Origin of the sequence: Marinobacter sp. BW6, assembly GCF_008107725.1 — a bacterium.
GTDB lineage: Bacteria > Pseudomonadota > Gammaproteobacteria > Pseudomonadales > Oleiphilaceae > Marinobacter.
The window spans coordinates 405,619-430,385 of sequence record NZ_VIRN01000037.1; the positions used below are offsets into that span (position 1 = coordinate 405,619).

General features: G+C 57.7%; 26 protein-coding genes. 20 read left to right on the plus strand and 6 right to left on the minus strand.

Annotation, left to right across the window (positions count from 1 at the left end; translation table 11 throughout):
- The first annotated feature begins 72 nt into the window (after positions 1-72).
- Positions 73-618, plus strand: a complete 546-nt coding sequence (locus FMN52_RS03390) for a DUF2062 domain-containing protein (protein ID WP_148607298.1) — start codon at positions 73-75, stop codon at positions 616-618.
- Here the strand turns inward: FMN52_RS03390 and lolD are convergent.
- Complete coding sequence (gene lolD, locus FMN52_RS03395) at positions 606-1,295, minus strand: lipoprotein-releasing ABC transporter ATP-binding protein LolD (protein WP_148607460.1); 690 nt, start codon at positions 1,293-1,295, stop codon at positions 606-608. The genes FMN52_RS03390 and lolD overlap by 13 nt on opposite strands.
- A gap of 13 nt (positions 1,296-1,308) precedes the next feature.
- A complete protein-coding gene (locus FMN52_RS03400; RefSeq protein WP_148607299.1) occupies positions 1,309-2,550 on the minus strand; it encodes a lipoprotein-releasing ABC transporter permease subunit in 1,242 nt (413 codons plus the stop codon).
- Between the two features lie 122 nt (positions 2,551-2,672).
- Between FMN52_RS03400 and FMN52_RS03405 the strand changes: the two genes are divergently transcribed.
- The 9 genes from FMN52_RS03405 (at position 2,673) to infA (ending at position 9,664) form a co-directional block, all read left to right on the plus strand.
- Positions 2,673-3,257, plus strand: a complete 585-nt coding sequence (locus tag FMN52_RS03405; protein WP_148607300.1) for a PilZ domain-containing protein — start codon at positions 2,673-2,675, stop codon at positions 3,255-3,257.
- A gap of 94 nt (positions 3,258-3,351) precedes the next feature.
- Positions 3,352-3,654, plus strand: coding sequence for a hypothetical protein (locus FMN52_RS03410; RefSeq protein WP_148607301.1), 303 nt, complete (start codon positions 3,352-3,354; stop codon positions 3,652-3,654).
- A 101-nt stretch (positions 3,655-3,755) separates the two neighbouring features.
- Positions 3,756-4,805: an agmatine deiminase family protein gene (locus FMN52_RS03415; RefSeq protein ID WP_275898165.1), complete on the plus strand. Its 1,050-nt coding sequence runs from the start codon at positions 3,756-3,758 to the stop codon at positions 4,803-4,805.
- Complete coding sequence (locus tag FMN52_RS03420; RefSeq protein ID WP_148607461.1) at positions 4,805-5,728, plus strand: carbon-nitrogen hydrolase; 924 nt, start codon at positions 4,805-4,807, stop codon at positions 5,726-5,728. Before FMN52_RS03415 ends, FMN52_RS03420 begins: the two co-directional genes overlap by 1 nt.
- 7 nt (positions 5,729-5,735) lie before the next feature.
- The gene (locus FMN52_RS03425; protein ID WP_148607303.1) at positions 5,736-6,647 is read left to right on the plus strand and encodes an AAA family ATPase; all 912 of its coding nucleotides are present in this window, start codon (positions 5,736-5,738) and stop codon (positions 6,645-6,647) included.
- Positions 6,648-6,788: 141 nt separating this feature from the next.
- Positions 6,789-7,742, plus strand: coding sequence for a thioredoxin-disulfide reductase (trxB, locus tag FMN52_RS03430; protein ID WP_148607304.1), 954 nt, complete (start codon positions 6,789-6,791; stop codon positions 7,740-7,742).
- Positions 7,743-7,937: 195 nt separating this feature from the next.
- A complete protein-coding gene (aat, locus tag FMN52_RS03435) occupies positions 7,938-8,651 on the plus strand; it encodes a leucyl/phenylalanyl-tRNA--protein transferase (RefSeq protein WP_148607305.1) in 714 nt (237 codons plus the stop codon).
- A complete protein-coding gene (locus tag FMN52_RS03440; protein WP_148607306.1) occupies positions 8,652-9,365 on the plus strand; it encodes an arginyltransferase in 714 nt (237 codons plus the stop codon).
- Between the two features lie 80 nt (positions 9,366-9,445).
- Positions 9,446-9,664, plus strand: coding sequence for a translation initiation factor IF-1 (infA, locus tag FMN52_RS03445; protein ID WP_008169200.1), 219 nt, complete (start codon positions 9,446-9,448; stop codon positions 9,662-9,664).
- Between the two features lie 103 nt (positions 9,665-9,767).
- Here infA and clpA read toward each other — a convergent pair whose 3' ends face one another.
- Positions 9,768-12,038: an ATP-dependent Clp protease ATP-binding subunit ClpA gene (clpA, locus tag FMN52_RS03450; protein ID WP_148607307.1), complete on the minus strand. Its 2,271-nt coding sequence runs from the start codon at positions 12,036-12,038 to the stop codon at positions 9,768-9,770.
- An 18-nt stretch (positions 12,039-12,056) separates the two neighbouring features.
- Positions 12,057-12,416 carry an ATP-dependent Clp protease adapter ClpS gene (gene clpS / locus FMN52_RS03455; protein WP_148607308.1) on the minus strand — a complete coding sequence of 120 codons (360 nt, stop codon included), beginning with the start codon at positions 12,414-12,416 and terminating at the stop codon, positions 12,057-12,059.
- 306 nt (positions 12,417-12,722) lie between these two features.
- On the opposite strand from clpS, the gene FMN52_RS20075 reads away from it, so the two are divergent.
- The 8 genes from FMN52_RS20075 to FMN52_RS03495 all read left to right on the plus strand — a co-directional run bounded on the left by FMN52_RS20075 (position 12,723) and on the right by FMN52_RS03495 (position 19,776).
- The gene (locus FMN52_RS20075) at positions 12,723-13,034 is read left to right on the plus strand and encodes a cold shock domain-containing protein (RefSeq protein ID WP_148607309.1); all 312 of its coding nucleotides are present in this window, start codon (positions 12,723-12,725) and stop codon (positions 13,032-13,034) included.
- Positions 13,035-13,222: 188 nt separating this feature from the next.
- The gene (locus tag FMN52_RS03465) at positions 13,223-13,855 is read left to right on the plus strand and encodes a pseudouridine synthase (protein WP_148607310.1); all 633 of its coding nucleotides are present in this window, start codon (positions 13,223-13,225) and stop codon (positions 13,853-13,855) included.
- Positions 13,852-14,316, plus strand: coding sequence for an NUDIX hydrolase (locus FMN52_RS03470; RefSeq protein ID WP_148607311.1), 465 nt, complete (start codon positions 13,852-13,854; stop codon positions 14,314-14,316). The genes FMN52_RS03465 and FMN52_RS03470 overlap by 4 nt, the downstream gene beginning before the upstream one ends.
- A gap of 36 nt (positions 14,317-14,352) precedes the next feature.
- Positions 14,353-15,540, plus strand: coding sequence for a tRNA 2-thiouridine(34) synthase MnmA (gene mnmA / locus FMN52_RS03475; protein ID WP_148607312.1), 1,188 nt, complete (start codon positions 14,353-14,355; stop codon positions 15,538-15,540).
- Complete coding sequence (gene hflD / locus FMN52_RS03480) at positions 15,537-16,181, plus strand: high frequency lysogenization protein HflD (protein ID WP_148607313.1); 645 nt, start codon at positions 15,537-15,539, stop codon at positions 16,179-16,181. The genes mnmA and hflD overlap by 4 nt, the downstream gene beginning before the upstream one ends.
- 88 nt (positions 16,182-16,269) lie before the next feature.
- Positions 16,270-17,637 (plus strand): adenylosuccinate lyase, encoded by a 1,368-nt coding sequence (gene purB / locus FMN52_RS03485; protein WP_148607314.1) that lies wholly within the window; start codon positions 16,270-16,272, stop codon positions 17,635-17,637.
- Between the two features lie 16 nt (positions 17,638-17,653).
- Positions 17,654-18,805, plus strand: a complete 1,152-nt coding sequence (locus tag FMN52_RS03490) for a cupin domain-containing protein (protein ID WP_148607315.1) — start codon at positions 17,654-17,656, stop codon at positions 18,803-18,805.
- A 5-nt stretch (positions 18,806-18,810) separates the two neighbouring features.
- On the plus strand, positions 18,811-19,776 hold the full coding sequence (locus tag FMN52_RS03495; RefSeq protein ID WP_148607316.1) for a GNAT family N-acetyltransferase: 966 nt from the start codon (positions 18,811-18,813) through the stop codon (positions 19,774-19,776).
- Here the strand turns inward: FMN52_RS03495 and FMN52_RS03500 are convergent.
- Positions 19,765-20,775 (minus strand): LysR family transcriptional regulator, encoded by a 1,011-nt coding sequence (locus FMN52_RS03500; protein WP_039882066.1) that lies wholly within the window; start codon positions 20,773-20,775, stop codon positions 19,765-19,767. The genes FMN52_RS03495 and FMN52_RS03500 overlap by 12 nt on opposite strands.
- A gap of 235 nt (positions 20,776-21,010) precedes the next feature.
- Between FMN52_RS03500 and FMN52_RS03505 the strand changes: the two genes are divergently transcribed.
- Both FMN52_RS03505 and FMN52_RS03510 read left to right on the plus strand, forming a co-directional pair.
- On the plus strand, positions 21,011-21,778 hold the full coding sequence (locus FMN52_RS03505; protein ID WP_148607317.1) for a hypothetical protein: 768 nt from the start codon (positions 21,011-21,013) through the stop codon (positions 21,776-21,778).
- Between the two features lie 53 nt (positions 21,779-21,831).
- Positions 21,832-24,180, plus strand: coding sequence for an ATP-binding protein (locus FMN52_RS03510; RefSeq protein WP_148607318.1), 2,349 nt, complete (start codon positions 21,832-21,834; stop codon positions 24,178-24,180).
- Here FMN52_RS03510 and FMN52_RS03515 read toward each other — a convergent pair.
- A complete protein-coding gene (locus tag FMN52_RS03515; RefSeq protein ID WP_148607319.1) occupies positions 24,169-24,660 on the minus strand; it encodes a glutathione peroxidase in 492 nt (163 codons plus the stop codon). The two genes, FMN52_RS03510 and FMN52_RS03515, sit on opposite strands and share 12 nt — an antisense overlap.
- Positions 24,661-24,767 lie beyond the last annotated feature (107 nt).

The window sequence follows — 24,767 nt, forward strand, 5'->3', positions numbered from 1 at the left end:
CCCTGTATGTCACAAACACCGGCAACATCCGATGAGCCGGTATATTAACTCCGTTTAAAGGCAGAACTTCCAATGCCAAAGAAGTTCATGAAACGCTATCTGCCCTCACCAGAGAAGGTGCAAGCGATGCAGTCGCTGAGCTTTCTGGGCGATATTCTTCATGAACCGAACCTTTGGCACATCAACCGTCACAGCGTCGCCCGGGCCTTTCTGGTCGGCATCTGGTTCTGCTTTATTCCCATGCCCTTCCAGATGCTCGCTGCCGCCTTTTTTGCTATCTGGTTCAATGCCAATCTGCCACTGTCAGTGGTTCTGGTCTGGATCAGCAACCCGGTGACCATGCCGCCGATGTTCTATTTCAACTACAAAATCGGGGCCTGGGCCCTGGACCGTCCGGTGCTCAGTTTTGAGTTTGAACTGTCCTGGTCCTGGATCAGCGAGCGGTTACTGGATATCGGTATTCCCCTCTACCTGGGATCCCTGGTGGTCGCAACGATTTCCGCCTGCGTTGCCTACCTGATCATCCAGTATCTCTGGCGCCGGAAAATTCGCTCTGACTGGCAGGTGCGGCGGACCAATCGCGTAAGACGCCGCCGGTCCGCTGATCAGACTTCCTGAATCAGGCGACCCTGCTCAAGCCGCATGACCCGACCCAGGCTTCGGGCCATTTTCATGTCATGGGTGACCATGACAAAGGCGATACCCAACTGATCCCTCAGGGACTCTATCAGCGCCTGCACGCCCTCGCCGGTGTGTTCATCCAGGTTGCCCGTCGGTTCATCCATCAGAACGCAGTCCGGTTCGTTCACGAGTGCGCGCGCAATCGCAACCCGCTGGCGTTCGCCACCGGACAGCTCGCCGGGCTTGTGGTCCAGCCGTTCGGCAAGGCCAACCCGCTCCAGCAAGCTGCTCGCCTTGTCCCGGGACTTCGAGACCGCCATACCACCCAATGCACAAGGCATCATGACGTTCTCCAGGGCGGTGAATTCCGGCAACAGGTGATGAAACTGATAGACAAAGCCCAGATGGGCATTGCGAAACCGGGCGCGCCGCGCCTCGGACAGCCGGTGAATATCCTCACCGCAGATGGAAATCTGGCCGGACGACGGTTTGTCGAGCCCACCCAGAAGATTCAGCAACGTTGTCTTCCCGGCACCGCTGCTTCCAACGATGGCAACGGTCTCGCCCTGGGCAACTTCCAGGGAGATGTCTGAAAAAATGGTGAGCTTTCCGGGGCCCTCATTGTAAGTCCGGGTTACCTGTCGACAGTCGATCACCAGGGCAGAATGCGCCATAGCGGAATGTTCCTTACTCATAGCGAAGCGCCTCCGCCGGATCCACCCTTGAGGCCCGCCAGGCCGGATAAATGGTTGCCAATAAACTCATGGCAAGGCCGGCGCCGCTGATTATGAAAACGTCCTGCCATTGCAACTGGGATGGCAGGTAGCTGATAAAGTAGACGTCCGCGCTCAGGAACTGGTGGCCAAGCGCTCCCTCCAGCCAGGAGATAAAGGCGCTGATGTTGAGTGCTCCGAAAACGCCCAGCCCGGTGCCAACGATGGTTCCGAAGATACCGATGACAGCCCCCTGGACAATGAAGATGCGCATGATCCGACCCGGCGTCGCTCCCATGGTCCGAAGGATCGCAATGTCACCGGTTTTATCAGTGACCACCATCACCAGGGTGGACACTATATTGAAGGCCGCTACAGCCACGATGAACATCAGAAGCAGGCCGATCATGGTTTTTTCCATACGGATGGCCTGAAACAGATTGCCGTGGGTGCGGGTCCAGTCGGATACGTAATACCGGCCGCCCAGCGCCTCAGCGGCCTGCTGCGACACTTTCGGTGCTGCGAACAGGTCATCCACCAGCAGGCGGACGCCCTCGGCCTTGCCCCCGGTGCGCATGAGCTTCGCTGCATCATCCATGTGAATCAGGGTGTAATTGCCATCCAGTTCGGCCCCGACACTGAAAACGCCCTTGACCGTAAAGCGTTTGAGTCTTGGGAGAACCCCTGCAGGCGTCACAGAGGCTTCCGGCAGCACCACGGTCACTTTATCACCTACCTGAAGCCGCAGACTGGCCGCCATCAAGCGACCAATGATGATGCCAAATTCGCCCGAGACCAGATCATCCAGTCCACCTTCGATCATATGATTCTCAATGATCGACACCGTCCGCTCTTCTCCTGGCAGAATGCCATTGAGCATAACGCCACGAACATTCCCGCCGCCGGTGACCATGCCCTGACCCTGGATGAACGGGGCCGCAGCCAGCACCCGGGGATGTTGCTGCACCCTGGCGTCCACCGACTGCCAGTCGTCAAGCGGACCGGCGCCCTGGATCGTGGCGTGAGGCACCATCCCGAGAATTCTCTGCTTGAGCTCCCGGTCGAAGCCGTTCATCACAGAGAGCACGATGATCAACACCGCAACCCCCAGCATCAGCCCGATCATCGAGGTCAGGGAAATAAAGGATATGAAGTGATTGCGGCGCTTGGCGGCCGTGTATCGCAAGCCAATGTAAAACGATAAGGGTCTGAACATGAAGAGGTGCCTGTTGCTACCTTCAGGTCTGTCGTGGTCTGGTTTTCCCGAGTACCTTCCAGCACGAAGGGAAACTGCTAAACTGTTCTGTATCAATAAAAATTAAGCCTTCCGGAGCCGCGATGCAGTCGTCCGATATCCCCAACGAACCGGCGGACTATTCACCCGAACGCCGGGACTTTTTCCGCATTGAAGACCGAATCGGCCTGGAGATCCGCAAACTGGCCCCCGGCGCCTCACTGGACGAGGCCTTCGACGGCAACCATCTTGAAAGCCTGAAAGCTGAATTCAGGCGGCTGGATCAGGATGTAAAATCCCAGCTCGCCAGCCTTGCCGAACGAGACCGGCTGCTTACCGGACTCATCAAATCCCTGAACGGCAAGCTGGATATGCTTGCGCGCATTATGGCCTTTGAGCAAAATCCCTTGCAACCGGAGGACTGGCAGGACGTAACCCTGAGCGAGGGAGGCCTGTCGTTCTCGAGCAGCACCCCTGCCTGGCAGCCGGGAGACCGGCTCGCTATCCGAATGACTCTACCACCCGAACTTTTCCAGCCCCAGGCGATTGCCCGGGTTATAGAGGTACACCCCGAGTCGTCAGGCGGGGCAAGGGTCCACACCGAATTTGCCCGGATTGATGACAGCGATCGCCAGCAAATCGCACGACATGTGATGCGGTGGCAGATTCGGCAGCGTCAAAAGGAGTAGACTGGGGAAAACGGGTGACTTTTGCTAGTCTTTTTCGGATATTACGCTTTATCCATGTCCTTCTGAGGACGCCAGTTTTCATGGAGACCCATCAATGAGAAAACAAACTACCCTGTTCGGTGCATTGGCAGTGACTGCCACACTGGCCTTTTTCCCGATGACGTCCGCGGTAGCTGAAGAAGTCCGCGTGCCGGTTGGCACGCAGGCCGATCGCGATCAGACCAGTTTCCCGGGCTCCGGCATGAGCCAGTCCTCAGTCCGTGCTTCCTGGGGTGCGCCCATGGAGATTCAGGGCCCGGTAGGCCAGCCACCTATCACCCAATGGCACTACCAGAATTTTGTCGTGTATTTCGAAGACGACCAGGTTATCCATACCGTTCTCAAGCATAATCGCTAAAGGCCCGAGGGGCCTTTCCAGGCCGGAAATTCACTTCTCATGTCCTGACGTTCTACCAATCGTTGGTTAGAATGGCGTCTTTTATGATTCAAGGTGACGTAGTGACAACCAAACGAGTGTTGCCCGCGGAATGGGCACCCCAGAGTGCCGTAATGCTGACCTGGCCCCATCCGGGAACCGACTGGGCAGACCTGATCGATGAGGTGGAACCGGTTTTCGAGAACATTGCGAAAGCCGTTCTCCGATACGAGCACCTGGTTATCAGTTGCGAACACGTTACCCGTCTGCAAGAGCTTGAACGGGACCTGAATCGCTACGCCGAGGAAAACAGTCTTCCAGGCCGCGCGAAGACGGTTCCCGCGCCCGCAAACGATACCTGGGCAAGGGACCACGGGCCGATCACCATCCTGACCGATGACAGGCCAACACTGCTGGACTTCCGATTCAACGCCTGGGGCAGGAAATTTCCCTGGGAAAAGGACGACGCGTTAAACAGCCACTTGCTCAATGCCGGCGTATTCGGCACTACTTCAATGCAGCAGGTCGACTTCGTGCTGGAGGGCGGTTCCTTTGAATCGGATGGCCAGGACACCTTGCTGACCACGTCTGAATGCTTGTTGGCGCCGACCCGAAATCCTGCCATGGATCGCACGGCGATTGAGCAGCTGCTTTCAGAGGTATTGGGCGTCCGCCGGATTCTCTGGCTCAACCACGGCTATCTTGCCGGTGACGACACCGACAGCCACATTGACACCCTGGCCCGATTCTGCGCACCCGATCACATCTGTTATGTGGCCTGTCCCGACGTGGCCGACGAGCACTACAGTGCGCTGGCCGCCATGGAGGAAGAGCTTCAGGAATTCCGTCAGGCGGACGATTCCCCCTACAAACTGACGCCCTTACCCTGGCCCGATGCCATTCACGACGAGGACGGTGAGCGCCTGCCCGCGACCTATGCAAACTTCCTGATCATCAACGATGCGGTGTTGCTGCCCGTTTACGGTGTGCCGCAGGATGAGGAAGCCATCACTGTCATGAAAGACATCTTCCCGTCCAGGGTGATAGTGCCGATTGATTGCCGGCCTCTGATTCGCCAGCATGGCAGCCTTCACTGTGTGACCATGCAAATCCCCGCGGGAGTAGTCAGTTGATAAGCAGCGAATCGCGCAAAAACCATATCAATATTGCCGCCATCCAGCAGGCCTGCAGCAGTGACAAGGCAGCCAGCCTCGCCGTTACCGAGAAACTGGTCCGCGAAGCGGCAGCCAGTGGCGCGGACCTGGTCATCCTTCAGGAACTCCACGCCACCCTGTATTTCTGTCAGACCGAGGAGACCTCGGTTTTCGAATTAGCCGAGCCGATTCCCGGCCCCACCAGTCAGCGTCTGTCCGATCTTGCCCGCGAGCTGGGCATCGTGTTGGTTGGCTCCATTTTCGAACGGCGCATGAACGGTGTTTATCACAACACCGCCGTCGTGTTTGAAACAGACGGCTCCATGGCTGGTCTGTACCGGAAAATGCACATCCCGGACGACCCGGGGTTTTACGAAAAATTTTACTTCACCCCCGGCGATGCCCAGTTCAACGACGGTCGCAGCGGCTTCACACCCATTGAAACATCGGTGGGCAGGCTCGGTGTTCTGGTGTGTTGGGACCAGTGGTACCCCGAGGCGGCCCGGCTAATGGCCCTGGCTGGCGCCGAAATCCTCATATACCCCACCGCCATCGGCTGGGATGTAACGGATGATCCGGATGAACAGGCACGTCAGCTGGACGCCTGGGTCACTGTCCAGAGGGGCCATGCAGTTGCCAACAATCTGCCGGTGGTCGCTCCGAACCGGGTAGGCACAGAACCGGACCCCTCCGGACACAGTGATGGCATTCGCTTTTGGGGTAACAGTTTCATTTGTGGCCCGCAGGGTGAGTTCCTGGCCCGGGGCGATGACAGCTCCGAATGCATCCTTGCCGTCACCCTGGATCGCAACCGCAGTGAATCGGTTCGCCGTATCTGGCCGTATTTGAGAGATCGCCGAATAGACGCCTACGGCGACATCCTCAAACGCGTAAGAGACTGAGCCCCGAATGAAAAAACTGGTCGATACCGTAGTCAGTGAACTGAACCAGATACTCCTGGGCAAAGACCAACAGGTACGCCTTGCCCTCTGCGGGCTACTGGCCCGCGGGCACCTGCTGATCGAAGACATTCCTGGCATGGGCAAAACCACCCTTTCTCATGCCCTGGCCAAGGTGATGGGGCTGACGTACCAGCGCATCCAGTTCACCAACGACCTGCTTCCGGCGGATGTACTGGGTTACTCCATGTACGACAAACAGGCCGGCAGCCTGGTATTCCACCCTGGGCCAATTTTCGCCCAGGTAGTACTGGCGGATGAAATAAACCGGGCATCACCGCGCACTCAGAGCGCCCTGCTGGAGGCCATGGAAGAACGGCAGGTGTCCATCGAGGGCGAGACCAGGCCACTGCCCCACCCGTTCTTTGTGATTGCCACACAAAACCCTATCGAACAGGGCGGCACTTACCCACTACCCGAATCCCAGCTAGACCGGTTCCTCATGCGCCTGCGCCTGGGCTACCCGGACCCAAGGGCCGAACGGGAACTACTGGAGGGTGAAGACCGTCGCGTCATGACCGAAAAACTACCCACCCTGCTCTCCCAGGCCGACCTGAAAACCCTGCAGGAAGGCGTAACCCGAATAACCGCCAGCCCGGCACTTCTGGATTACGTGCAGCGGTTGCTGGAACAGAGTCGGAGAATGCCCGGCCTCCTTTACGGGCTTTCGCCCCGCGCCGGTCTGGGGCTTGTCCGCGCTGCCAAGGCTTGGGCGCTGATGGAAGGACGCCATCACGTACTGCCGGACGATATTCAGGCGGTATTTCCCGCCGTGGCGGCCCACCGCCTCGAACAGGGCGAGTCCGGCAAAAGCGTTGAAAGGGTTCGTCAGCTGTTGGCAACCGTTTCTGTGCTTGAGTAAATAGCAAGGTTTTATAAGCGGAATTGGCCAAAACAAATGGCAGACCGCGCCTTTCATGTTAGCCTTTGCCCCTTTCCCCGAAGCGTCTGGCCCTGAAACCGGGCCCGGCAACGTACGGCTTTTTCAGTGAGAGAATTCCCAATGAGCGACACCAAACATTCCCGACTGATCATCCTCGGTTCCGGCCCCGCAGGTTACACAGCTGCTGTCTACGCAGCCCGCGCCAACCTGAACCCGACCCTGATTACCGGTATTGAAGTCGGCGGCCAGCTCACCACCACCACCGACGTCGATAACTGGCCTGGCGACAACGACGGCGTTCAGGGCCCGGAGCTCATGCAACGCATGCTCAAACACGCCGAACGCTTCGAAACCAGCATCGTCTACGACACCATCAACGAAGCTGACCTGCGGAACCGCCCCTTCCGCCTCAAGGGCGACGGCGGCGAGTACACCTGCGATGCCCTTATCATCGCCACCGGCGCCTCCGCCATGTACCTGGGCCTGGAATCGGAAGAGAAATTCAAAGGCCAGGGCGTCTCTGCCTGCGCCACCTGCGACGGCTTCTTCTACAAGAAACAGAAAGTCGCCGTGATCGGCGGCGGCAACACCGCGGTTGAAGAGGCCCTGTACCTCTCCAACATCGCCGACGAAGTCACCCTGGTACACCGTCGCGACAGCCTGCGCGCCGAAAAGATCCTCCAGGACAAACTATTTGAAAAAGCCGAAAACGGCAACGTCAACATCGTCTGGGACCACACCCTCGACGAAGTCCTGGGCGACGGCACCGGCGTCACCGGCATGCGTATCAAAAGCACCAAAGATGACTCCACCCAGGAAATGGACCTGGCCGGCGTATTCATCGCCATCGGCCACAAACCCAACACCGACCTGTTCCAGGGCCAGCTGGACATGGAAAACGGCTACATCCGCATCCGCTCCGGCCTCGAAGGCATGGCCACCCAGAGCAGCATTCCCGGCGTATTCGCCGCCGGCGACGTAGCCGACCACGTCTACCGCCAGGCCGTCACCTCTGCCGGCTTCGGTTGCATGGCCGCCCTGGATGCGGAAAAGTTTCTGGATCAGCAAGACTGATTGTGATTCAGTAACAAAAAGGAACGCGAACTCAAAAGTTTGCGAAGGCCGGTGGGAGCCGCCTTCTGAAACTGTGCGGAGCCATGGATGGCGGAGCCAAGCGTACAAGGACGTATTCACAGCGTGTTTCAGAAGGCGGCTCCCACCGGCCTGAACTCTATAGGCCCGAAACATCGCAGTAATTGCCGGAGAAGGATGACCTCACTACCCTGGCTAGACCCGGACCAACTCTGGTTCCCCCCCGCCAACGAAGCCCTGGACGACCCGGACGGCCTTCTTGCCCTCGGCGGCGACCTGTCCACCGACCGACTCATCCTGGCCTACCGGAACGGCATCTTCCCCTGGTACAGCGACGATCAGCCCATCCTGTGGTGGTCACCGAACCCACGCTGCGTCCTGTTCCCGAACGAAATCCACGTGTCACGCAGCCTGCGCCGTACCCTCAACCAGCAACGTTTCCAGGTAACCGCAGACAGACACTTCGGACGAATCATCCGCCTGTGCGCCTCGACTCGGGCCGAAGGCACCTGGATTACCGAAGAGATGATTGCCAGCTATTCAGAGCTGCATCGCATGGGCGTGGCTCACTCCATCGAAATCTGGAATCGGCGCGGTGAGCTGGCCGGCGGTATGTACGGACTGGCCATTGGTCGGTGCTTCTTCGGAGAATCGATGTTTTCACTGGAGACCAACGCCTCCAAGGTTCTGATGGTCCATCTGGCGCACCAGTTGCAGCTCTGGGGTTACCGGATCATGGATTGCCAGGTGGAGAGCAGGCACCTTTTGACCATGGGCGCACGGACTATTCCCAGGGAAGAGTTTTTATCTATACTCAGAATGAGCATCGATCAGAAACCGGATCAGACCGACTGGACCTTCCAATGGCGTTGGCCCGGGCCGGAGGAGTGAATGAGCAATCTCAGAACCCTGGTGTTCTTCGCGACACCGCCCCACGATTGCAGCTACCTGCCAGACCGCGAGGCGACCACCATGTTTGTGGATCCGCGGGCTCATATCGATAAAAAGCTCTACAGCCAACTCACTGCCCTTGGTTTTCGCCGCAGCGGGTCGCATTATTATCGGCCCCACTGCGAACAGTGCAATGCCTGTATACCGGTCAGACTGAAGGTCGATGACTTCAGCCCAGACAGAAGCCAACGTCGGGTGCTCAAGAAAAACAGCGACCTTCAGTGCACCATGGTGCCGGCAACCTTCGCAGAACGGTACTACCAACTCTACGCCAACTACATTGAGCAACGACACGAAGATGGCGATATGTATCCGCCCTCCCGCGAACAGTTCACGTCATTCCTGGTGGATGGGGCAACGGATTCCTGGTTTCTGGAAATCCACAAGGATGGGCAACTGGTAGGTTTGGCAGCCGTGGACCTGCTGGACGACGGGCTCTCGGCCATTTACACCGTTTTCGACCCCGATTTGGAGAACAGGAGCCTGGGCACCTACGCAATCCTCTGGCAAATTGAGGAAGCCCGCCGCAGAGGCCTTCCTCATCTGTATCTCGGGTACTGGATCAAGCAGTGCCGGAAAATGAACTACAAAACTCGCTTTCGTCCGATCGAGGCGCTTCGGGACGGGCACTGGCGCGAACTGGACCCACGCTAACTTTGCCAAACGCCGATAAATCAGGCAGAATTGCGCAATTTAAAATTACGAGAAGCATATTCAAACGAGGTTTCTACTGAATGCCGAAATCAGATGCCATTGAAATGGAAGGCGTTATTATCGACACCCTTCCAAACACCATGTTCCGCGTTGAGCTCAGCAACGGTCATGTTGTGACAGCTCACATCTCCGGCAAGATGCGAAAGAACTACATCCGCATCCTGACAGGTGACAAGGTCAAGGTTGAGCTGACTCCCTACGACCTGAGCAAGGGCCGCATCGTATATCGCGCCCGCTGATGCTCCCGTGACATCTGAAAGCCCCTTCGGGGGCTTTTTTCGTTAGGGCGTAAAAAAACCGCTGCCGGTTCCCCGGACAGCGGTTTTTCCTTGCTGAAGTACGTCAGACAGCCTCTGCAGGCTCGTCCTCGTACTCGAATACCAGCTCGTCCTCGCGGAGATGGATGAAGACATCCCCACCCTTCTCTGACAAACGCCCGAACAGGATCTGCTCAGCCAGGGGCCGCTTGATCTTGTCCTGAATCAGACGGGACATCGGACGAGCCCCCATAGTGACGTCATAGCCCTTCTCAGCCAGCCAGGACTTGGCTTCGTCGTCCACGTGCAGAACCACATGCTTCTCATCCAGCTGCGCCTGCAGTTCGGTGAGGAACTTGTCCACCACGTGGGTGATCGTGTCGATCTGCAGATCACCGAACTGAATGATACCGTCCAGACGGTTGCGGAATTCCGGCGTGAAGGTCTTGCTGATGATTTCCATGCCGTCTGTGCTGTGGTCCTGCTCGCTGAAGCCGATGGAACGACGGGCCATGCTTTCGGCGCCGGCGTTGGTGGTCATCACCAGAATCACATGGCGGAAATCCGCCTTGCGGCCGTTGTTATCGGTCAGCGTGCCATGGTCCATGACTTGCAACAGCAGGTTAAACACTTCCGGATGAGCCTTCTCGATCTCATCCAGCAGGAGCACACAGTGCGGATGCTTATTGACCGACTCGGTCAGCAGACCACCCTGGTCGTACCCAACGTAGCCCGGAGGCGCACCGATCAGCCTCGAGACGGTGTGACGTTCCATGTACTCGGACATGTCAAACCGCACAAGTTCGATGCCCAGAACCTTGGCCAACTGTTTGGTAACCTCGGTTTTACCGACACCGGTAGGCCCCGCAAACAGGAAAGCCCCCTCAGGCTTCTCGGGCGCCTTCAGCCCGGCACGGGCCAGCTTGATGGCGGTAGACAGCGATTCGATGGCCGGATCCTGGCCAAAGACGGTCATCTTGAGATCCCGCTCCAGGTTCCGCAGCAGATCCTTGTCGCTGGTGGACACGTTCTTCGGCGGGATGCGGGCAATATTCGCGACCACATCCTCAATCTCGGTGACATCAACGGTCTTCTTGCGCTTGCCCTCAGGTTGCAACCTTTGACGCGCGCCCGCCTCATCAATGACATCAATGGCCTTATCGGGCAGATGACGATCTGTGATGTAGCGGTCCGACAGTTCTGCGGCCACCCTCAGGGCCTTATCGGTGTATTTGAGATCGTGATGCTTCTCGAAATTCGGCTTGAGGCCCCTCAGGATCTGATAGGTGTCCTCAACGCTGGGTTCGTTAACATCGATTTTCTGGAAACGCCGAGCCAGCGCGCTGTCCTTCTCGAAAATACCCCGGAACTCCTGGAACGTGGTAGAACCAATGCACCGGATTTCCCCGGAACTGAGCATAGGCTTGAGCAGGTTCGAGGCGTCCATCACACCACCGGAAGCGGAGCCTGCTCCGATGATGGTGTGGATTTCGTCGATGAACAGAATAGCGTGGTTTTCTTTCTTGAGCTCGGCGAGCAGCCCCTTCAGGCGCTTCTCGAAATCGCCGCGATATTTGGTCCCGGCGAGCAAAGCCCCCAGATCCAGCGAGTAGACTACGGCATCGGAGATGATGTCGGGCACCTGACCATCAACAATTCGCTTGGCAAGGCCCTCAGCAATGGCGGTTTTGCCGACACCGGCCTCCCCCACCAGCAGCGGGTTGTTCTTGCGGCGGCGAACGAGGATCTGCACAACACGTTCAACTTCGTGCTCACGACCGATCAGCGGGTCAATCCGGCCTTGGCGAGCCTGCTCGTTCAGGTTGGTCGCGTAGCTCTCCAGCGGCTTGGACTGACCGCCTTCCTCGCCAGCCTCTTCATGGGAGGCCTGATCATGGCTCTCCTGATCCTCAGCACCCTGTACCCGGGAAATGCCGTGGGAAACAAAGTTCACCACATCGATGCGGGCAATGCTCTGCTTCTTGAGCACATATACCGCCTGGCTTTCCTGCTCGCTGAAGATGGCCACCAGCACATTGGCGCCGGTCACCTCTTTCTTACCCGAGGACTGCACATGGAAAACCGCCCTTTGGAGCACGCGCTGAAAACCCAGTGTGGGCTGCGTTTCACGCTCGCTATCGCTGCTGGGAATCAAAGGTGTGGTTGAATCCACGAATTCGACGAGCTCATCCTGAAGCCGCTTGAGATCTGCACCACAGGCTTTCAGGACACCCACTGCCGATTCATTATCCAGGAGGGCCAGCAACAAATGCTCCACAGTCATGAACTCATGACGCTTGTCCCGGGCATTCTTGAAGGCCGTATTCAGCGTATTTTCTAGATCTTTGCTCAGCATGGGCCACCCCAACGTCTATCAGTCCGCACGTTCAATCTCGCAAAGGAGCGGATGTTCGCATTCCGAGGAATACTGGTTCACCTGTGCCGCCTTTGTTTCCGCGATGTCCCGGGTATATATCCCGCATACAGCTTTTCCCTGTGTATGGACGAGCAGCATCACCTGCGTCGCCTTTTCCTCGTTCATTCCGAAGAACTTCATCAACACATCCACAACAAAGTCCATGGGCGTGTAGTCATCGTTCAGAAGCACCACCCTGTACCGCGCCGGGCGCTTGAGAGCAGGCTTCTCGGGAGCAACGCTGAGGTCATCCTGTCGCCCCGGTTGTTCGTCCTCCCCCTGATTGAATACTAGTAGAGAATTTTCGATAGTCCGCATCATTCCTTACCGGTTTATCGGTGCTCCTGTTAAATGTGGATGTCCGCCCCGGGGTTTTCAAGCGGGGCATGCGATATTTATCAGTACGAACATGATACCGCTTCCAGACTGCGTTCAACCACACATTCCCGGCATAGAAACTATTGACTCATCGCCATGATTGGTCGAAAGTTAAGTTGCAATGTAAAATAATGTAAATCCATGCAAGGTTTGTGTAACAGGATTCGGACCGGCTGTGCGACGGCACCGATAGGCACACAGAGAATTAACAAGAATAGAGACAGCAAAAGAACAGGGGAGTTCATCATGCCAAGAGGCAAGGTCAAGTGGTTCAACAATGCCAAAGGGTACGGATTCATCATCGAGGATGGCTGCAGTGACGACCTGTTTGCGCACTTCTCTTCGGTGCAAATGGACGGCTACAAGACCTTAAAAGCCGGCCAGGCCGTAACCTTCGACAAAAAGCCCAGCGACAAGGGCATCCACGCAGTCAACATCGTCCCTGACGAATTACCGGCCAGCAAGACGCAGGCCGAATCCGACAGCGACCATGCCGGAAAATCAGGGGAGCAGGAGTCAGGTCGGGACGGCTATCCGCCCCGTGCAGTAAACGCCTGATCGATCCTGGTACCGGAAAACCACACCCACCGGTATTCCGCTGGTGGGGCCCTCTTTGTTTATGCCTTTTGAAAGGCCGTAAACAAAGAGGGTTCCTGTAACCGGTTCGCCCGCCTCACTTTGCCAGCCAGGCTCTTTGCAGTACCCTGCTCCCAACACACATTGGAATTCCGGAAACGCAGCAGCGCATGGCCGAACTCGTGCTTTTTAACAAACCCTTTCAGGTTCTGAGCCAGTTTACCGACGATGGCGCCTCCGGAAGCGATTCACCGAGAGCTACCCTGGCAGACTACCTGCGGATCCCGAACATCTATCCCGCCGGTCGCCTGGACTACGATTCCGAGGGTCTGCTCCTGCTTACCGCCGAAGGCTCCCTGCAACACCGGATTGCATCACCATCCCTCAAGATGCCCAAGACTTACTGGGTGCAGGTAGAAGGGGACATCCCGGAAGAGGCGTTGACGCATCTGGCCAAGGGAATTCAACTGAAAGATGGCCTGACCCGACCCGCAAAAGCGGCCAGGATACCCGCCCCGGCAGTCTGGCCCAGGGTGCCACCGGTGCGCCATCGCGACACCATTCCGACCAGTTGGATTGAACTGACCATAACCGAGGGCAAGAACCGGCAGGTCCGACGAATGACCGCCGCCGTGGGCTTTCCAACGCTCAGGCTGATCCGGTACCGGATTGGCGACTGGACTCTGGAGGGCCTGGAGTCAGGTGCCTATCGGGCCGTTACCGTCAATCTTCCCGCTCCAGTAAAATCACCCCGCCGCCGCAGTGCCGCCGGCGCCCGACCCAGGAGAAACCGGAAATCATGACCTGGACACCCCACGCCACCGTGGCAGTCATTGTTGAAGATGAGGCCGGACGCTACCTGATGGTTGAGGAAATCAGCGGCGGCAAGGTTGTTTTCAACCAGCCCGCAGGCCACGTAGAGGAAGATGAAGCCATTCTGGACGCCGTTCACCGGGAAGCCCTCGAAGAGACTGGCTGGGACATAGAACCCTTGCACTTCCTGGGTATATACACCTACAAGGCGCCCGCCAACGGAGTCACCTACTATCGGTTCTGCTATGCCGCCCGCGCTCGCACCCGGCTCACCGAACAGTTGGACGACGGCATTATTGCCGCCCACTGGCTGACCCTCGATGAAATCCGGAGATTAGGCGACAAACTGCGCAGCCCGCTTGTACTCCAGTGCATAGAAGATTACCGAAATGGTCGGCAATACCCACTGGACGTGGTTGTCGATGCGCAGACGGCGCCTCCGCAAAGATGATAAACTTGCGGTTTTTTAGCCGGTAACGAAGCTGTCATGACCAACGCATCCGAAGCTCACTCTTCAAACAGCACAGCCAACACTCGCGTGATCGTCGGCATGTCCGGCGGCGTGGATTCATCCGTGGCCGCCTGGCTGCTCAAGGATCAGGGTTACCAGGTTGAAGGCCTGTTCATGAAGAACTGGGATGAGGACGACGGCACCGAATACTGTACCGCCATGACTGACCTTGCCGACGCCGAGGCCGTGGCCGAAGCCATCGGCATCAAGTTGCACACCGCCAGCTTCGCGGCCGAATACTGGGACCGGGTATTTGAGCACTTCCTCTCCGAATACCAGGCCGGTCGCACCCCGAATCCGGACATCCTGTGTAACAAGGAAGTGAAATTCCGGGCTTTCCTGGACTATGCCATTACGCTTGGCGCGGATTTTATCGCCACCGGCCACTATGCCCGCCAGCGTCCGATTGCCGACGCCCCGGGCAAGGCCCAGCTCCTCAAGGGCCTCGATCCCAATAAGGATCAGAGCTACTTCCTGCATGCGGTCTCAGGCGACCGCATCGCGCGGACGCTGTTCCCGGTAGGCGAGCTCGAGAAACCGGAGGTGCGCCGCATTGCCGAGCAGCAGGGTTTCGTCACCCACGACAAAAAAGACTCCACCGGTATCTGCTTTATTGGCGAGCGCAAGTTCAGAGATTTCCTGAAGCAATACCTTCCGGCCCAGCCCGGCGATATCGAAACACCTGATGGCCAGAAAATTGGCCGTCATCAGGGGCTGATGTATCACACCATTGGCCAGCGACAGGGCCTGGGCATTGGCGGCCTCAGTGAATTCGGGGACGATCCCTGGTACGTGGCAGAGAAAGATCTCAGTCGAAATGTCCTTATCGCGGTTCAGGGCAAGCACCACCCCTTGCTCTTTTCGCGGGGACTGGTATCAGGACCGATCGACTGGGTCGCCGACGCGCCACCTGCGGGGAAGTTCCGCTGCAAGGCCAAAACCCGTTATCGCCAGCCGGATCAGGATTGCGAGGTTGTCGTGATCGAAGGCGGCGTCCGCGTAGACTTTGACGACTCTCAGCGAGCTGTCACCCCTGGACAATCTGTCGTTTTCTACGATGGCGATGTGTGTCTCGGGGGCGGCGTCATTGAAGAAACCTGGCGTGACGGCGAACCCTTGCCAGCCCGTCTGACCGGAACCCGGCCCCAGGAAGCAACCGCATGAGCCGCTCCCTCAAGGATCAGACCCTGGCCCTGGCCGGAGTTTTTCAGGCCGCCAACCTGGTCCAGCAGATTGCCCACAACGGCCAGTGCAACGAGGCCAGCCTGGAAACGTCCATCCGCTCCCTGTTTGCCACCAACCCGGAAAACACCCTGGACGTCTACGGTGGTGAGCTTCGCGATATCCGCGAAGGCCTCGTCACCCTGTCCTCGGTGCTCAGCCAGCAGTCCCGGCAGCAGGACATCGAAGTATTGCGCTATGCCCTCAATCTGGTCCAGCTCGAATCCAAACTGAATCGCCGCTCTGACATGCTGGATGTGATTGGTAGCCGTATTGATCAGGCCAGGCATACCGCAAGCCACTTCGGATATACCCATCCCAACCTGATCAGCAATCTGGCATCGGTCTATGCCGACACCATCAGCACCTTTCGGCTGCGTATCCAGGTCAGCGGCAACCCCTCGGTACTGCAGCAGGAGGAGAATGCTGCAAAAGTGCGCGCCCTGCTGCTCGCGGGCATCCGCTCCGCCGTGCTCTGGCGCCAGACCGGCGGCCGCCGGTGGCAGCTGATCTTTGCCCGGAAAAAAGTTATCGGGCTTGCCGGTGAGCTGGCCGAGGAAGCCAATCGCTCCCTGTACCACTAACAGCGCTGATTCAGTGTCTCCGGTGGTGTATGATTAGCACCCCTTATTTTCTTTTGATCCGAATCTTTGATGACTTGAGAGGTTTTCGATGGAACTCACCGCCCTGACCGCCATTTCCCCGGTCGATGGACGCTATGGCAGCAAGGTCAGCGTCTTCCGTGAAATTTTCAGTGAATATGGCCTGATCAGGAACCGGGTAACCGTCGAGATCCGCTGGCTGCAGAAGCTGGCTGCTCATCCCGGAGTGACCGAGGTCCCCGCATTTTCCGCCGAAGCCAATCGGGTTCTGGACGACCTGGTCAGTCAATTCAGCCTGGAAGACGCCGAGCGCATCAAGGACATCGAGCGCACCACCAACCACGATGTGAAAGCGGTCGAGTATTTCATCAAGGAGAAAATTGCCGGCGTCCCGGAACTGCACGCCGTCACGGAATTTGTTCACTTTGCCTGCACGTCCGAAGACATCAACAACCTGTCTCACGGCCTGATGCTCCGGGAAGGTCTGGATCACGGCCTGCTGCCGGCCATGGACCGGGTTGTCGACAAGCTGGCCCAGCTGGCTCACGACCATGCCGAACAGCCGATGCTGTCTCGCACCCATGGCCAGACCGCCTCCCCGACCACGGTGGGCAAGGAGCTTGCGAACGTGGTTCACCGCCTTCGCCGCCAGGTGAAGCAGATCCGGGAAACCGAGCTGTTGGGCAAGATCAATGGCGCCGTGGGTAACTACAATGCCCACCTGTCCGCCTACCCGGAAATAGACTGGGCCCTGAATGCCCGCGAGTTCATCGAGAGCCTTGGCCTCGACTGGAACCCTTACACCACCCAGATCGAACCACACGATTACATTGCCGAGCTCTACGACGCCGTCGCCCGCTTCAACACGATCCTGATCGATCTGGACCGTGACATCTGGGGCTATATCTCTCTCGGCTACTTCAAGCAGAAAACGGTGGAAGGCGAAGTGGGTTCCTCAACCATGCCCCACAAGGTCAACCCCATTGATTTCGAGAACTCCGAAGGTAATCTGGGCATCGCCAATGCGCTGTTCAGCCACCTCTCCGCCAAACTGCCCATTTCGCGCTGGCAGCGGGATCTGACCGACTCCACCGTACTGCGAAACCTGGGTGTTGGTTTTGCCCACAGCCTGATTGCCTACGAAGCCTCCCTCAAAGGCCTGGGCAAACTGGAAATCAATCCGGCTCGGCTGGATGAAGACCTGGACCATGCCTGGGAAGTGCTTGCCGAGCCGATCCAGACCGTGATGCGCCGTTACAACATTGAAAAGCCCTATGAAAAGCTCAAGGCTTTGACCCGCGGCAAGGCAATGACCCCGGAAGTGATCAAGAATTTCGTGGAGAGCCTCGACATTCCGGAGCAGGCCAAGGCAGAACTAATGGCACTGACTCCGGGCCGTTACATCGGTAACGCCGTCGATCAGGCACAAAACATCTGAAACCGGGAGTACACCCATGGACATGCTTGGCGGACTGACACCCTCTGAATTTCTGCGGGATTACTGGCAGAAAAAGCCGCTGGTTATCCGCCAGGCGTTCCCGGACTTCGAGTGCCCGGTCAGCGCCGATGAACTGGCGGGCCTGGCCTGCGAGGAAGGTGTTGAGTCGCGCATTGTCATGGAAAATGACGATGGCAAGCCGTGGCAGCTGCACAATGGTCCCTTCTCTCCGGACCGGTTCAGCAGCCTGCCCGAGCAGGACTGGACGCTGCTGGTTCAGGGGCTCGACCACTGGGTGCCGGATATTGCCGATCTTCTGGAGCATTTCCGATTCATTCCCAACTGGCGCCTGGATGACATCATGGCCAGCTTCGCCCCGAAAGGCGGCAGTGTCGGTCCCCACTACGATCAGTACGACGTATTTCTGCTTCAGGCCCAGGGCCACCGCCGGTGGACATTTGGCGGTCATTGCGACCATAGCTCGCCCCGGGTTGAGGGCACCCCTTTGCGGATCCTGAGCAGCTGGGATGGCGAAGAAACCGTTACCCTGGCGCCCGGTGACATGCTTTACCTGCCGCCGGGCATCGGCCACCACGGAGTGGCCGAGGATGACTGTATCACGCTGTCGGTTGGGTTCCGGGCGCCCACCATGGACGACATTCTTACCGGTTTTACCGATTTCCTGTGCAGCCAGTCCGACGCGGCGGATCACCTGAACGATCCGGATCTCCAGGTTCAGGACAACCCCGGCACGATTCAGCCCGATGTGGTTGACCGCCTGGAGAATGTTATCCGGGAAAAGCTTGGAGACCGCCGGCAACTGGCCCTCTGGTTTGGCCAGTTCTCGACCGCCCCCAAGAGCATGGACATTGTTGTTCCGGCCGAGGAGCCTGCGTCCACCGAGGATGTTGCCGAAGCGATTCATGCGGGTGAGCAGTTACGCTGGAACGAAGGCTCCCGCTTCGCCTACTACGACTTTGCCAGTGAAACCGCCCTGTTTGTTGATGGTGAGCAGTTCCTGCTCAAGGGCGACGCCCGGCCTGTCGCTCCGTTACTCTGCTCTGCTGCCCGTGTAGACATGGCTGCCCTGGCCCGATTTGCTGAAGATGAGGCGTTGCTTGGGCTTCTGACCACGCTCTACAATCAGGGTTCTGTTTACTTCGAATAGGCATTATGAGAATTCGGTTTCGCAAATACAGCTGGCAACTGGCTCCGGCATCCATCCGGGATATTCGCCAGCAGGTGTTTATTGAGGAACAGAAAGTCCCGCCGGAGTTGGAGTGGGATGAAACCGACGAGATTGCCGACCACTACCTCGCAGTGCTACCAAACAACACTCCCGTCGGGGTAGCCCGGCTGTTTTCGACCCTGGAAGAAACCGGCCATATCGGTCGCATGGCGATTTTGCCTCAGTACCGTGGGCAGGGTATCGGGGAAGCATTGCTTAGACACCTGATTGCAGAATCCGCCGACCGGTTTTCCGAGCTCAGGCTATCTGCCCAGGAGCACGCCATCCCCTTTTACCAGCGTTCAGGCTTCCACATCTGTTCGGGCGTTTATGACGACGCTGGCATTCCCCACTTTGACATGCGCTGCCTGGCACCGGATCTTGCCGCCGAGAGCCCCGGGGCCAAGGACCAGCCGATGATTCTGGGCTGCGACACGGACTCCTGGCTGTTTGATACCGAAGCCAGACTTCTGGAGCTGATGGATTCGGTGGTTGGCCAGGCCGGCCAGCGCATCTGGCTGTATGACCGCCTGCTCGAACATGACCTCTATGACCGGCATCGTTTCCGGGAGCTGATCTCCGCCCTTGCCCGCCGGCACAGGCTCAGTGAGGTCAGACTGCTGATCCACGATGACAAGCCTCTGGTGAAACGTCGCCACACGCTGGTCGAGCTCATGCGCCGGCTGCCAAGCCGTATGGAGCTTCGGCTGGTCAATGACGACTATCCGGTTGAGGACCAGCCGTTCATCATCGCGGACCGAGAAGGCGTGGTGTACCGGCATGATTTCTACAAGCCCGAAGGTTTTGCCAAGTTCTCGGACGGTGGCCGGGTGAAGCTGCTCTCTGAAAATTTCCAGCGCATGTGGGATGCTGCACGCCCTTCCCTGGAGCTCCGGGAACTACCGCTCTGAGTGATGGGCCTGGGGCGCGTCCGGCGCTTCGAACCTGGCCCCGAACGGAGCAAACTCGGTGTCTACCTCGGTGGCCACCTCGGCAATCAGTTTGCGCAGCCATTGGTGATCCGCATTATGCTGCAACAGCGGGCTCCAGGCCATTTTCAACTCGAACGGCGGAATCTCGAACGGCGGCACTTTAACCACCAGGTTCGGATTGTCTTTCTGCAGCCAGGCTGCCCGGGATGGCAGAGTGGCAATCAGATCGTGCTGCTCGGCCAGCAGCATGGCCACCTGATAGTGCCGGGTGAAGACGGAAATCTGGCGCTTACGGCCCATTCTCGAGAGCGCCTCGTCCACCCAACCCAGACGCTGGACGTCCTTCGGGTTCACACCTACGCCAACGCCAAACCCGGTCTTGCTGACCCAGATGTGACTGGCGTCCAGGTAGGTATCCAGGGTGAAGGGCTCTTTCAGTACCGGATTCCGGGCGTTCATCAGGCAGGCAAAATATTCGGTCCAGAGGGTCTTCTGATGGAAAGACTGGGGGATCTTGTCGAACCGGTTGATGGCCATGTCGAGCCGCCCCTGCTCGACATCCAGAAAGCTGACATCGCTGGGGGTGAGCACGTCCAGAGTGACGTGGGGTGCTTCCTGGCGAATCCGCCTCAGAACCCGGGGCATAAGACAGGATTCGGCATAGTCACTGGCCATGATCCGGAACACGCGCTGGCTTTCCAGTGCCGAAAACGGTGTCTTATCCTGCACTGCCTGTTCAATGTCCGACAGGATTCCCCGTACCAGCGGTTGCAGTTCCCGGGCGCGCTCTGTGGCCGTCATACCCTCACTGGTTCGCACCAGCAGCGGATCACTGAACAGGTCGCGCAATCGCTTCAGGCCATTGCTCATGGCTGGCTGGGTGATACCCAGGTGGTTGGCGGCCTTGGTAACATTCCGCTCGCGCAACAAGACATCCAGGTAGACGAGCAGGTTGAGATCAACACGGGAAATATCCACAAAAACTCCGGAACGACAGAAAAGCGGGAAAAGCCAGGCTCATTCACAAAAACAATATACATGATACCAAAGATTCACGTAATCAATCCGCAATACGAACTTTCACATTTGAAAACGGATCTGGGGCGGTATTTCTGCTAGTCTTTCGGATACTTGCTGAATAATATCGGTAATTTGAGGCTGGCTTATAAACCCGCCATCATTTGATCCTGAAGCCGGAGTCGTTACTGACAAAATGGATACCACTACGATCGTCCTTCTGCTGGCGGCCATCGTTACCGTCTCGATTGTCATTATTGTGCTCAGCCAGATGCGCGAGCGCGCCCGTATTGAACGGGCACGCAAGATTACGGCCCAGGAAGACGCCTATAACAGAGCCAATCGTCTGCTGACCGAAATTCCCGGCCAATATCTGACGGCCGATCTGAAACTGCTCTTGATCAAACGCATGGAAGAAGCCTGTGCGGAGCTTGCCGGCCTGAAGTCCAACCTGCCGGTCAAAGAGTGGCAGAACTCCGCCGCCGAACTGAAAACACAGATCATCGAAAAGCGGGACACCACCACGCCGGTCAAGATTGATTCCGCCGAAAAATCCAATTACGTCAAAGAATTGCTTCAGAATCTGTTCAAGATGATCGAAGCCATGCACAAGAGCGGCCGGATTGACGGGGCCACTGCCAAGAAAAACCTCAAGTATGTGCTATTCCTGGTCCACAAGACCCACGCTGACCTGCACGTATTCCAGGCCCGGGACTACGTGCGTCAGAACCAGATCCGAAAGGCCATCCACGCCTATCATCTGGCCAGTACCGAGATGGGTAAATCCCGCGACAATCCCCTTGCCATGAAAGCAGTTAAGAGCTTCCGAACCCGCATCAAGGAACTGGAGGCGTTGAGCGTAGAGGGCCAGGAAACCCCGCCGGGAGAATCCAAACTGGATCGGGAGTGGGATACTTTCCTCCACGACGACGAGTGGAAGAAAAAGGCCGATTACGACGACTGAAGGCACAAAACGGGTCGCCATTGCAGGCCCGCCAACAGGGACAGTGCAAACCCGTGAGCAAGGGCTTCAAACAACGACTTTCCTATCGACTGACCCGAGACACGGTACTGGTTGCCATGGCCCTCGGGCTGGTGCTGAATGTTGTCCAGATCACCCTGGACTATTTCAGCGCGAAGGAGTCCATGGAGAAAGAAATCCACGCGCTGATCGATATCAGCAACAGCCCCGCTTCCCAGATTGCCTACAACATTGATGTCCGGCTGGCAGAGGAATTACTCGATGGCCTGCTCCGCCATCCTGCCACCATCGATGCTCGGATCACCGACAACGACGACGAGACCATGGCGGCCGCAAGCAAGAGCAGCCCGGTGTCTCCCTACCGATGGGTCAGTGATCTGCTGTTCGGCTCCGACCGGGTATTCCGGCAGGAACTGCGGGTTCCGCAGCTTGAGGATCTGCCACTAGGGCATCTGACCGTCACCATCGACACCTATCACTACGGCGCGCTGTTTCTCCAGAGGGCCGGCTATACGCTGATCAGCGGGCTTCTAAAGAGCCTGATCCTCTCTGGGGCATTGCTGACCATCTTCTATTTTGTGCTTACCCGCCCCATGCTCAACGTGATCAGCGCCTTGAGCCAGGTGCGAGCCAGCTCTCCCGAGAAAGTCAGGCTTCCGATCCCGGCAAACCATCGGGAAGACGAGATCGGGACCATGGTTGGCATTATCAATCAGCACCTTGAGACCATTGACTCGAGCCTGGCACAACTCCGGCATGCCGAGAGTACCATGAAGAACTACTCCACCCAGCTTGAACAGGAAGTGGCAGACCGCACCCGGGAAATCTCCGAAAAGAACGACGCTCTCCAGCGCGGTAACCGCGCCCTGGTGAAAGCCAAGGAAGATGCGGTTCGCCGGGCACGCGCAAGGGCCAACTTCCTGGCAAGCATGAGCCATGAAATCCGCACTCCGCTCAATGGCGTTCTCGGGATGCTTGGTCTGGCCCTGGAGGGCGAACTGGACCCGGCCCAACGCAACCGGATGGAAATCGCCCTCAACGCCGGCGAGAGCCTGCTCGGGCTGCTCAACGACATACTGGACATCTCAAAAGTAGAGGCCGGCAAACTCAGCCTGGAGAACATCCCGTTCAGCGTCCGGTACCTGATTGAGGAATGCGCGACACTCCACGCCCAGCAGGCACGCCGGAAACATATCCATCTAGTGACCGAAATCGATCCCGAGCTGCCCGAAAACTTTCTTGGTGACCCGACACGGGTGCGTCAGGTGCTCAACAACCTTCTGAGTAATGCCATAAAGTTCACCGACGAGGGTAGCGTGAAGATTCGGGCAGCCTATTCCGGGGGGAGTTTGAGAATCGACGTAGTCGACACCGGGATCGGCATGTCCAACGAAGGCCTGCACCGGATTTTCTCGCCTTTTTCACAGGCTGACGTAGACACCACGCGGCGATACGGTGGTACCGGTCTGGGCCTGACACTCTGCCGTCAACTGGTGGAACGAATGCACGGCAATATCCTGGTGGACTCCCGGGAGGGCAGCGGCACCCATTTTACCGTTACCCTGCCGTTGCCGGTTCATGAAGCCAACGGGGACCACGATCTGCCCCGGGTGGATTCCCGACTCAAGGAGGTCGGAGTTGCCATGGCCATGCCATCGGACAACCCGCACCGTTCTACCATCGAGGCTCAACTTCGAAAATGGGGCATTCCGATCCGCGGTGCCAGCAGACACCCGGACGGTATCCTGCTTGCGCTGGCCAGCGCCGAGGATGAAGAAACCCTTGCATTTGCCGCCGATTGGCCTGGCGCCGGCGTTATTCTTGCCGACTGCACCGGGACCCTGCCGCCTGCAAAGGGGCAACATCAGGTCCTGTCGCTGCCATTGCGAAGGGATGAATTGCTCCGCTGCCTTGGCCTGGCCGCAGGCCTGGTCACTATCGACAATCAGCGCGCTCCGGCCTTTGAACAGGCGGAACAAACCGATAGTGAATCGTCCCTGATGATCCTTCTGGTTGAGGACAATCAGGTGAACCAGCTGGTGGCTAGCAGCCTGCTGAAAAAACTGGGGCACCGGACGGAGCACGCTGAAAACGGCCTTAAGGCCATAAAGGCTCTGGAACACAACCACTACGATCTGGTGCTGATGGATTGCCAGATGCCGGTCATGGATGGCTATGAGGCGACACAGAGAATTCGCCAGAACCCGCAATGGAAAGACCTGCCAATCATTGCTGTTACCGCCAATGTGATGCAGGGCGATCGCGAAGACTGCCTCGCCTCGGGCATGAATGACTACATAACCAAGCCATACAAACGGGATGAGCTCCGGGCAGTGATTGAGCGCTGGCGTCCCTCTGCCTCAACGGAGGGTTCAGGCCGGTAGCAGTTTCTCGATATCGGCCCGGATATCTTCCGGTTTTGTGGTTGGCGGGTAGCGACGAACAACCTTGCCATCGGGCCCGACCAGAAATTTGGTGAAATTCCACTTCACCTTTTCAGATCCCATAAGGCCCTTAGCTTCGTGCTTGAGAAAGCGGAACAGGGGGTGAGCGCCATCGCCATTGACGTCAATCTTGGAGAACATGGGGAAGTCGACACCATAGTTCAGGCTGCAGAACTGGCTGATCGCATCCTCGTCGCCCGGATCCTGATTCAGGAACTGATTACAGGGAAAGCCCAGAACCTCAAAGCCCTTGTCGCCCAGTTCGTTGTGAAGGGACTGTAAGCCCTCGAACTGTGGCGTGAAACCGCATTTGCTGGCGGTGTTCACGATCAGCAGCACTTTGCCCTGATACTCTCCCATGCTTTTCTCGTTACCTTTGATATCCCGTACCGTGAAATCGTAGACCGTCTCGCCAGCCATAAGGTTCTCCGTTTGATGTTTTGCGTTCTTCGCATCCCCCCATTGTTCACAACACAGACCAAAAAACCATGGCAACACAGGCTCGCCGGGGATCATTTTTAAAAACC

Bases quoted from the DNA above. Each gene is read 5' to 3' on its own strand.
- hflD (WP_148607313.1), top strand. From the start codon at position 15,537: ATGAGCCGCTCCCTCAAGGATCAGACCCTGGCCCTGGCCGGAGTTTTT.
- FMN52_RS03470 (WP_148607311.1), top strand. From the start codon at position 13,852: ATGACCTGGACACCCCACGCCACCGTGGCAGTCATTGTTGAAGATGAG.
- FMN52_RS03440 (WP_148607306.1), top strand. From the start codon at position 8,652: ATGAGCAATCTCAGAACCCTGGTGTTCTTCGCGACACCGCCCCACGAT.
- FMN52_RS03410 (WP_148607301.1), top strand. From the start codon at position 3,352: ATGAGAAAACAAACTACCCTGTTCGGTGCATTGGCAGTGACTGCCACA.
- FMN52_RS03405 (WP_148607300.1), top strand. From the start codon at position 2,673: ATGCAGTCGTCCGATATCCCCAACGAACCGGCGGACTATTCACCCGAA.
- FMN52_RS03490 (WP_148607315.1), top strand. From the start codon at position 17,654: ATGGACATGCTTGGCGGACTGACACCCTCTGAATTTCTGCGGGATTAC.
- lolD (WP_148607460.1), bottom strand. From the start codon at position 1,295: ATGGCGCATTCTGCCCTGGTGATCGACTGTCGACAGGTAACCCGGACT.
- clpS (WP_148607308.1), bottom strand. From the start codon at position 12,416: ATGCGGACTATCGAAAATTCTCTACTAGTATTCAATCAGGGGGAGGAC.
- clpA (WP_148607307.1), bottom strand. From the start codon at position 12,038: ATGCTGAGCAAAGATCTAGAAAATACGCTGAATACGGCCTTCAAGAAT.
- purB (WP_148607314.1), top strand. From the start codon at position 16,270: ATGGAACTCACCGCCCTGACCGCCATTTCCCCGGTCGATGGACGCTAT.
- FMN52_RS03515 (WP_148607319.1), bottom strand. From the start codon at position 24,660: ATGGCTGGCGAGACGGTCTACGATTTCACGGTACGGGATATCAAAGGT.
- mnmA (WP_148607312.1), top strand. From the start codon at position 14,353: ATGACCAACGCATCCGAAGCTCACTCTTCAAACAGCACAGCCAACACT.
- aat (WP_148607305.1), top strand. From the start codon at position 7,938: ATGACCTCACTACCCTGGCTAGACCCGGACCAACTCTGGTTCCCCCCC.
- FMN52_RS03400 (WP_148607299.1), bottom strand. From the start codon at position 2,550: ATGTTCAGACCCTTATCGTTTTACATTGGCTTGCGATACACGGCCGCC.
- FMN52_RS20075 (WP_148607309.1), top strand. From the start codon at position 12,723: ATGCCAAGAGGCAAGGTCAAGTGGTTCAACAATGCCAAAGGGTACGGA.
- FMN52_RS03465 (WP_148607310.1), top strand. From the start codon at position 13,223: ATGGCCGAACTCGTGCTTTTTAACAAACCCTTTCAGGTTCTGAGCCAG.
- FMN52_RS03505 (WP_148607317.1), top strand. From the start codon at position 21,011: ATGGATACCACTACGATCGTCCTTCTGCTGGCGGCCATCGTTACCGTC.
- FMN52_RS03495 (WP_148607316.1), top strand. From the start codon at position 18,811: ATGAGAATTCGGTTTCGCAAATACAGCTGGCAACTGGCTCCGGCATCC.
- FMN52_RS03390 (WP_148607298.1), top strand. From the start codon at position 73: ATGCCAAAGAAGTTCATGAAACGCTATCTGCCCTCACCAGAGAAGGTG.
- infA (WP_008169200.1), top strand. From the start codon at position 9,446: ATGCCGAAATCAGATGCCATTGAAATGGAAGGCGTTATTATCGACACC.
- FMN52_RS03425 (WP_148607303.1), top strand. From the start codon at position 5,736: ATGAAAAAACTGGTCGATACCGTAGTCAGTGAACTGAACCAGATACTC.
- trxB (WP_148607304.1), top strand. From the start codon at position 6,789: ATGAGCGACACCAAACATTCCCGACTGATCATCCTCGGTTCCGGCCCC.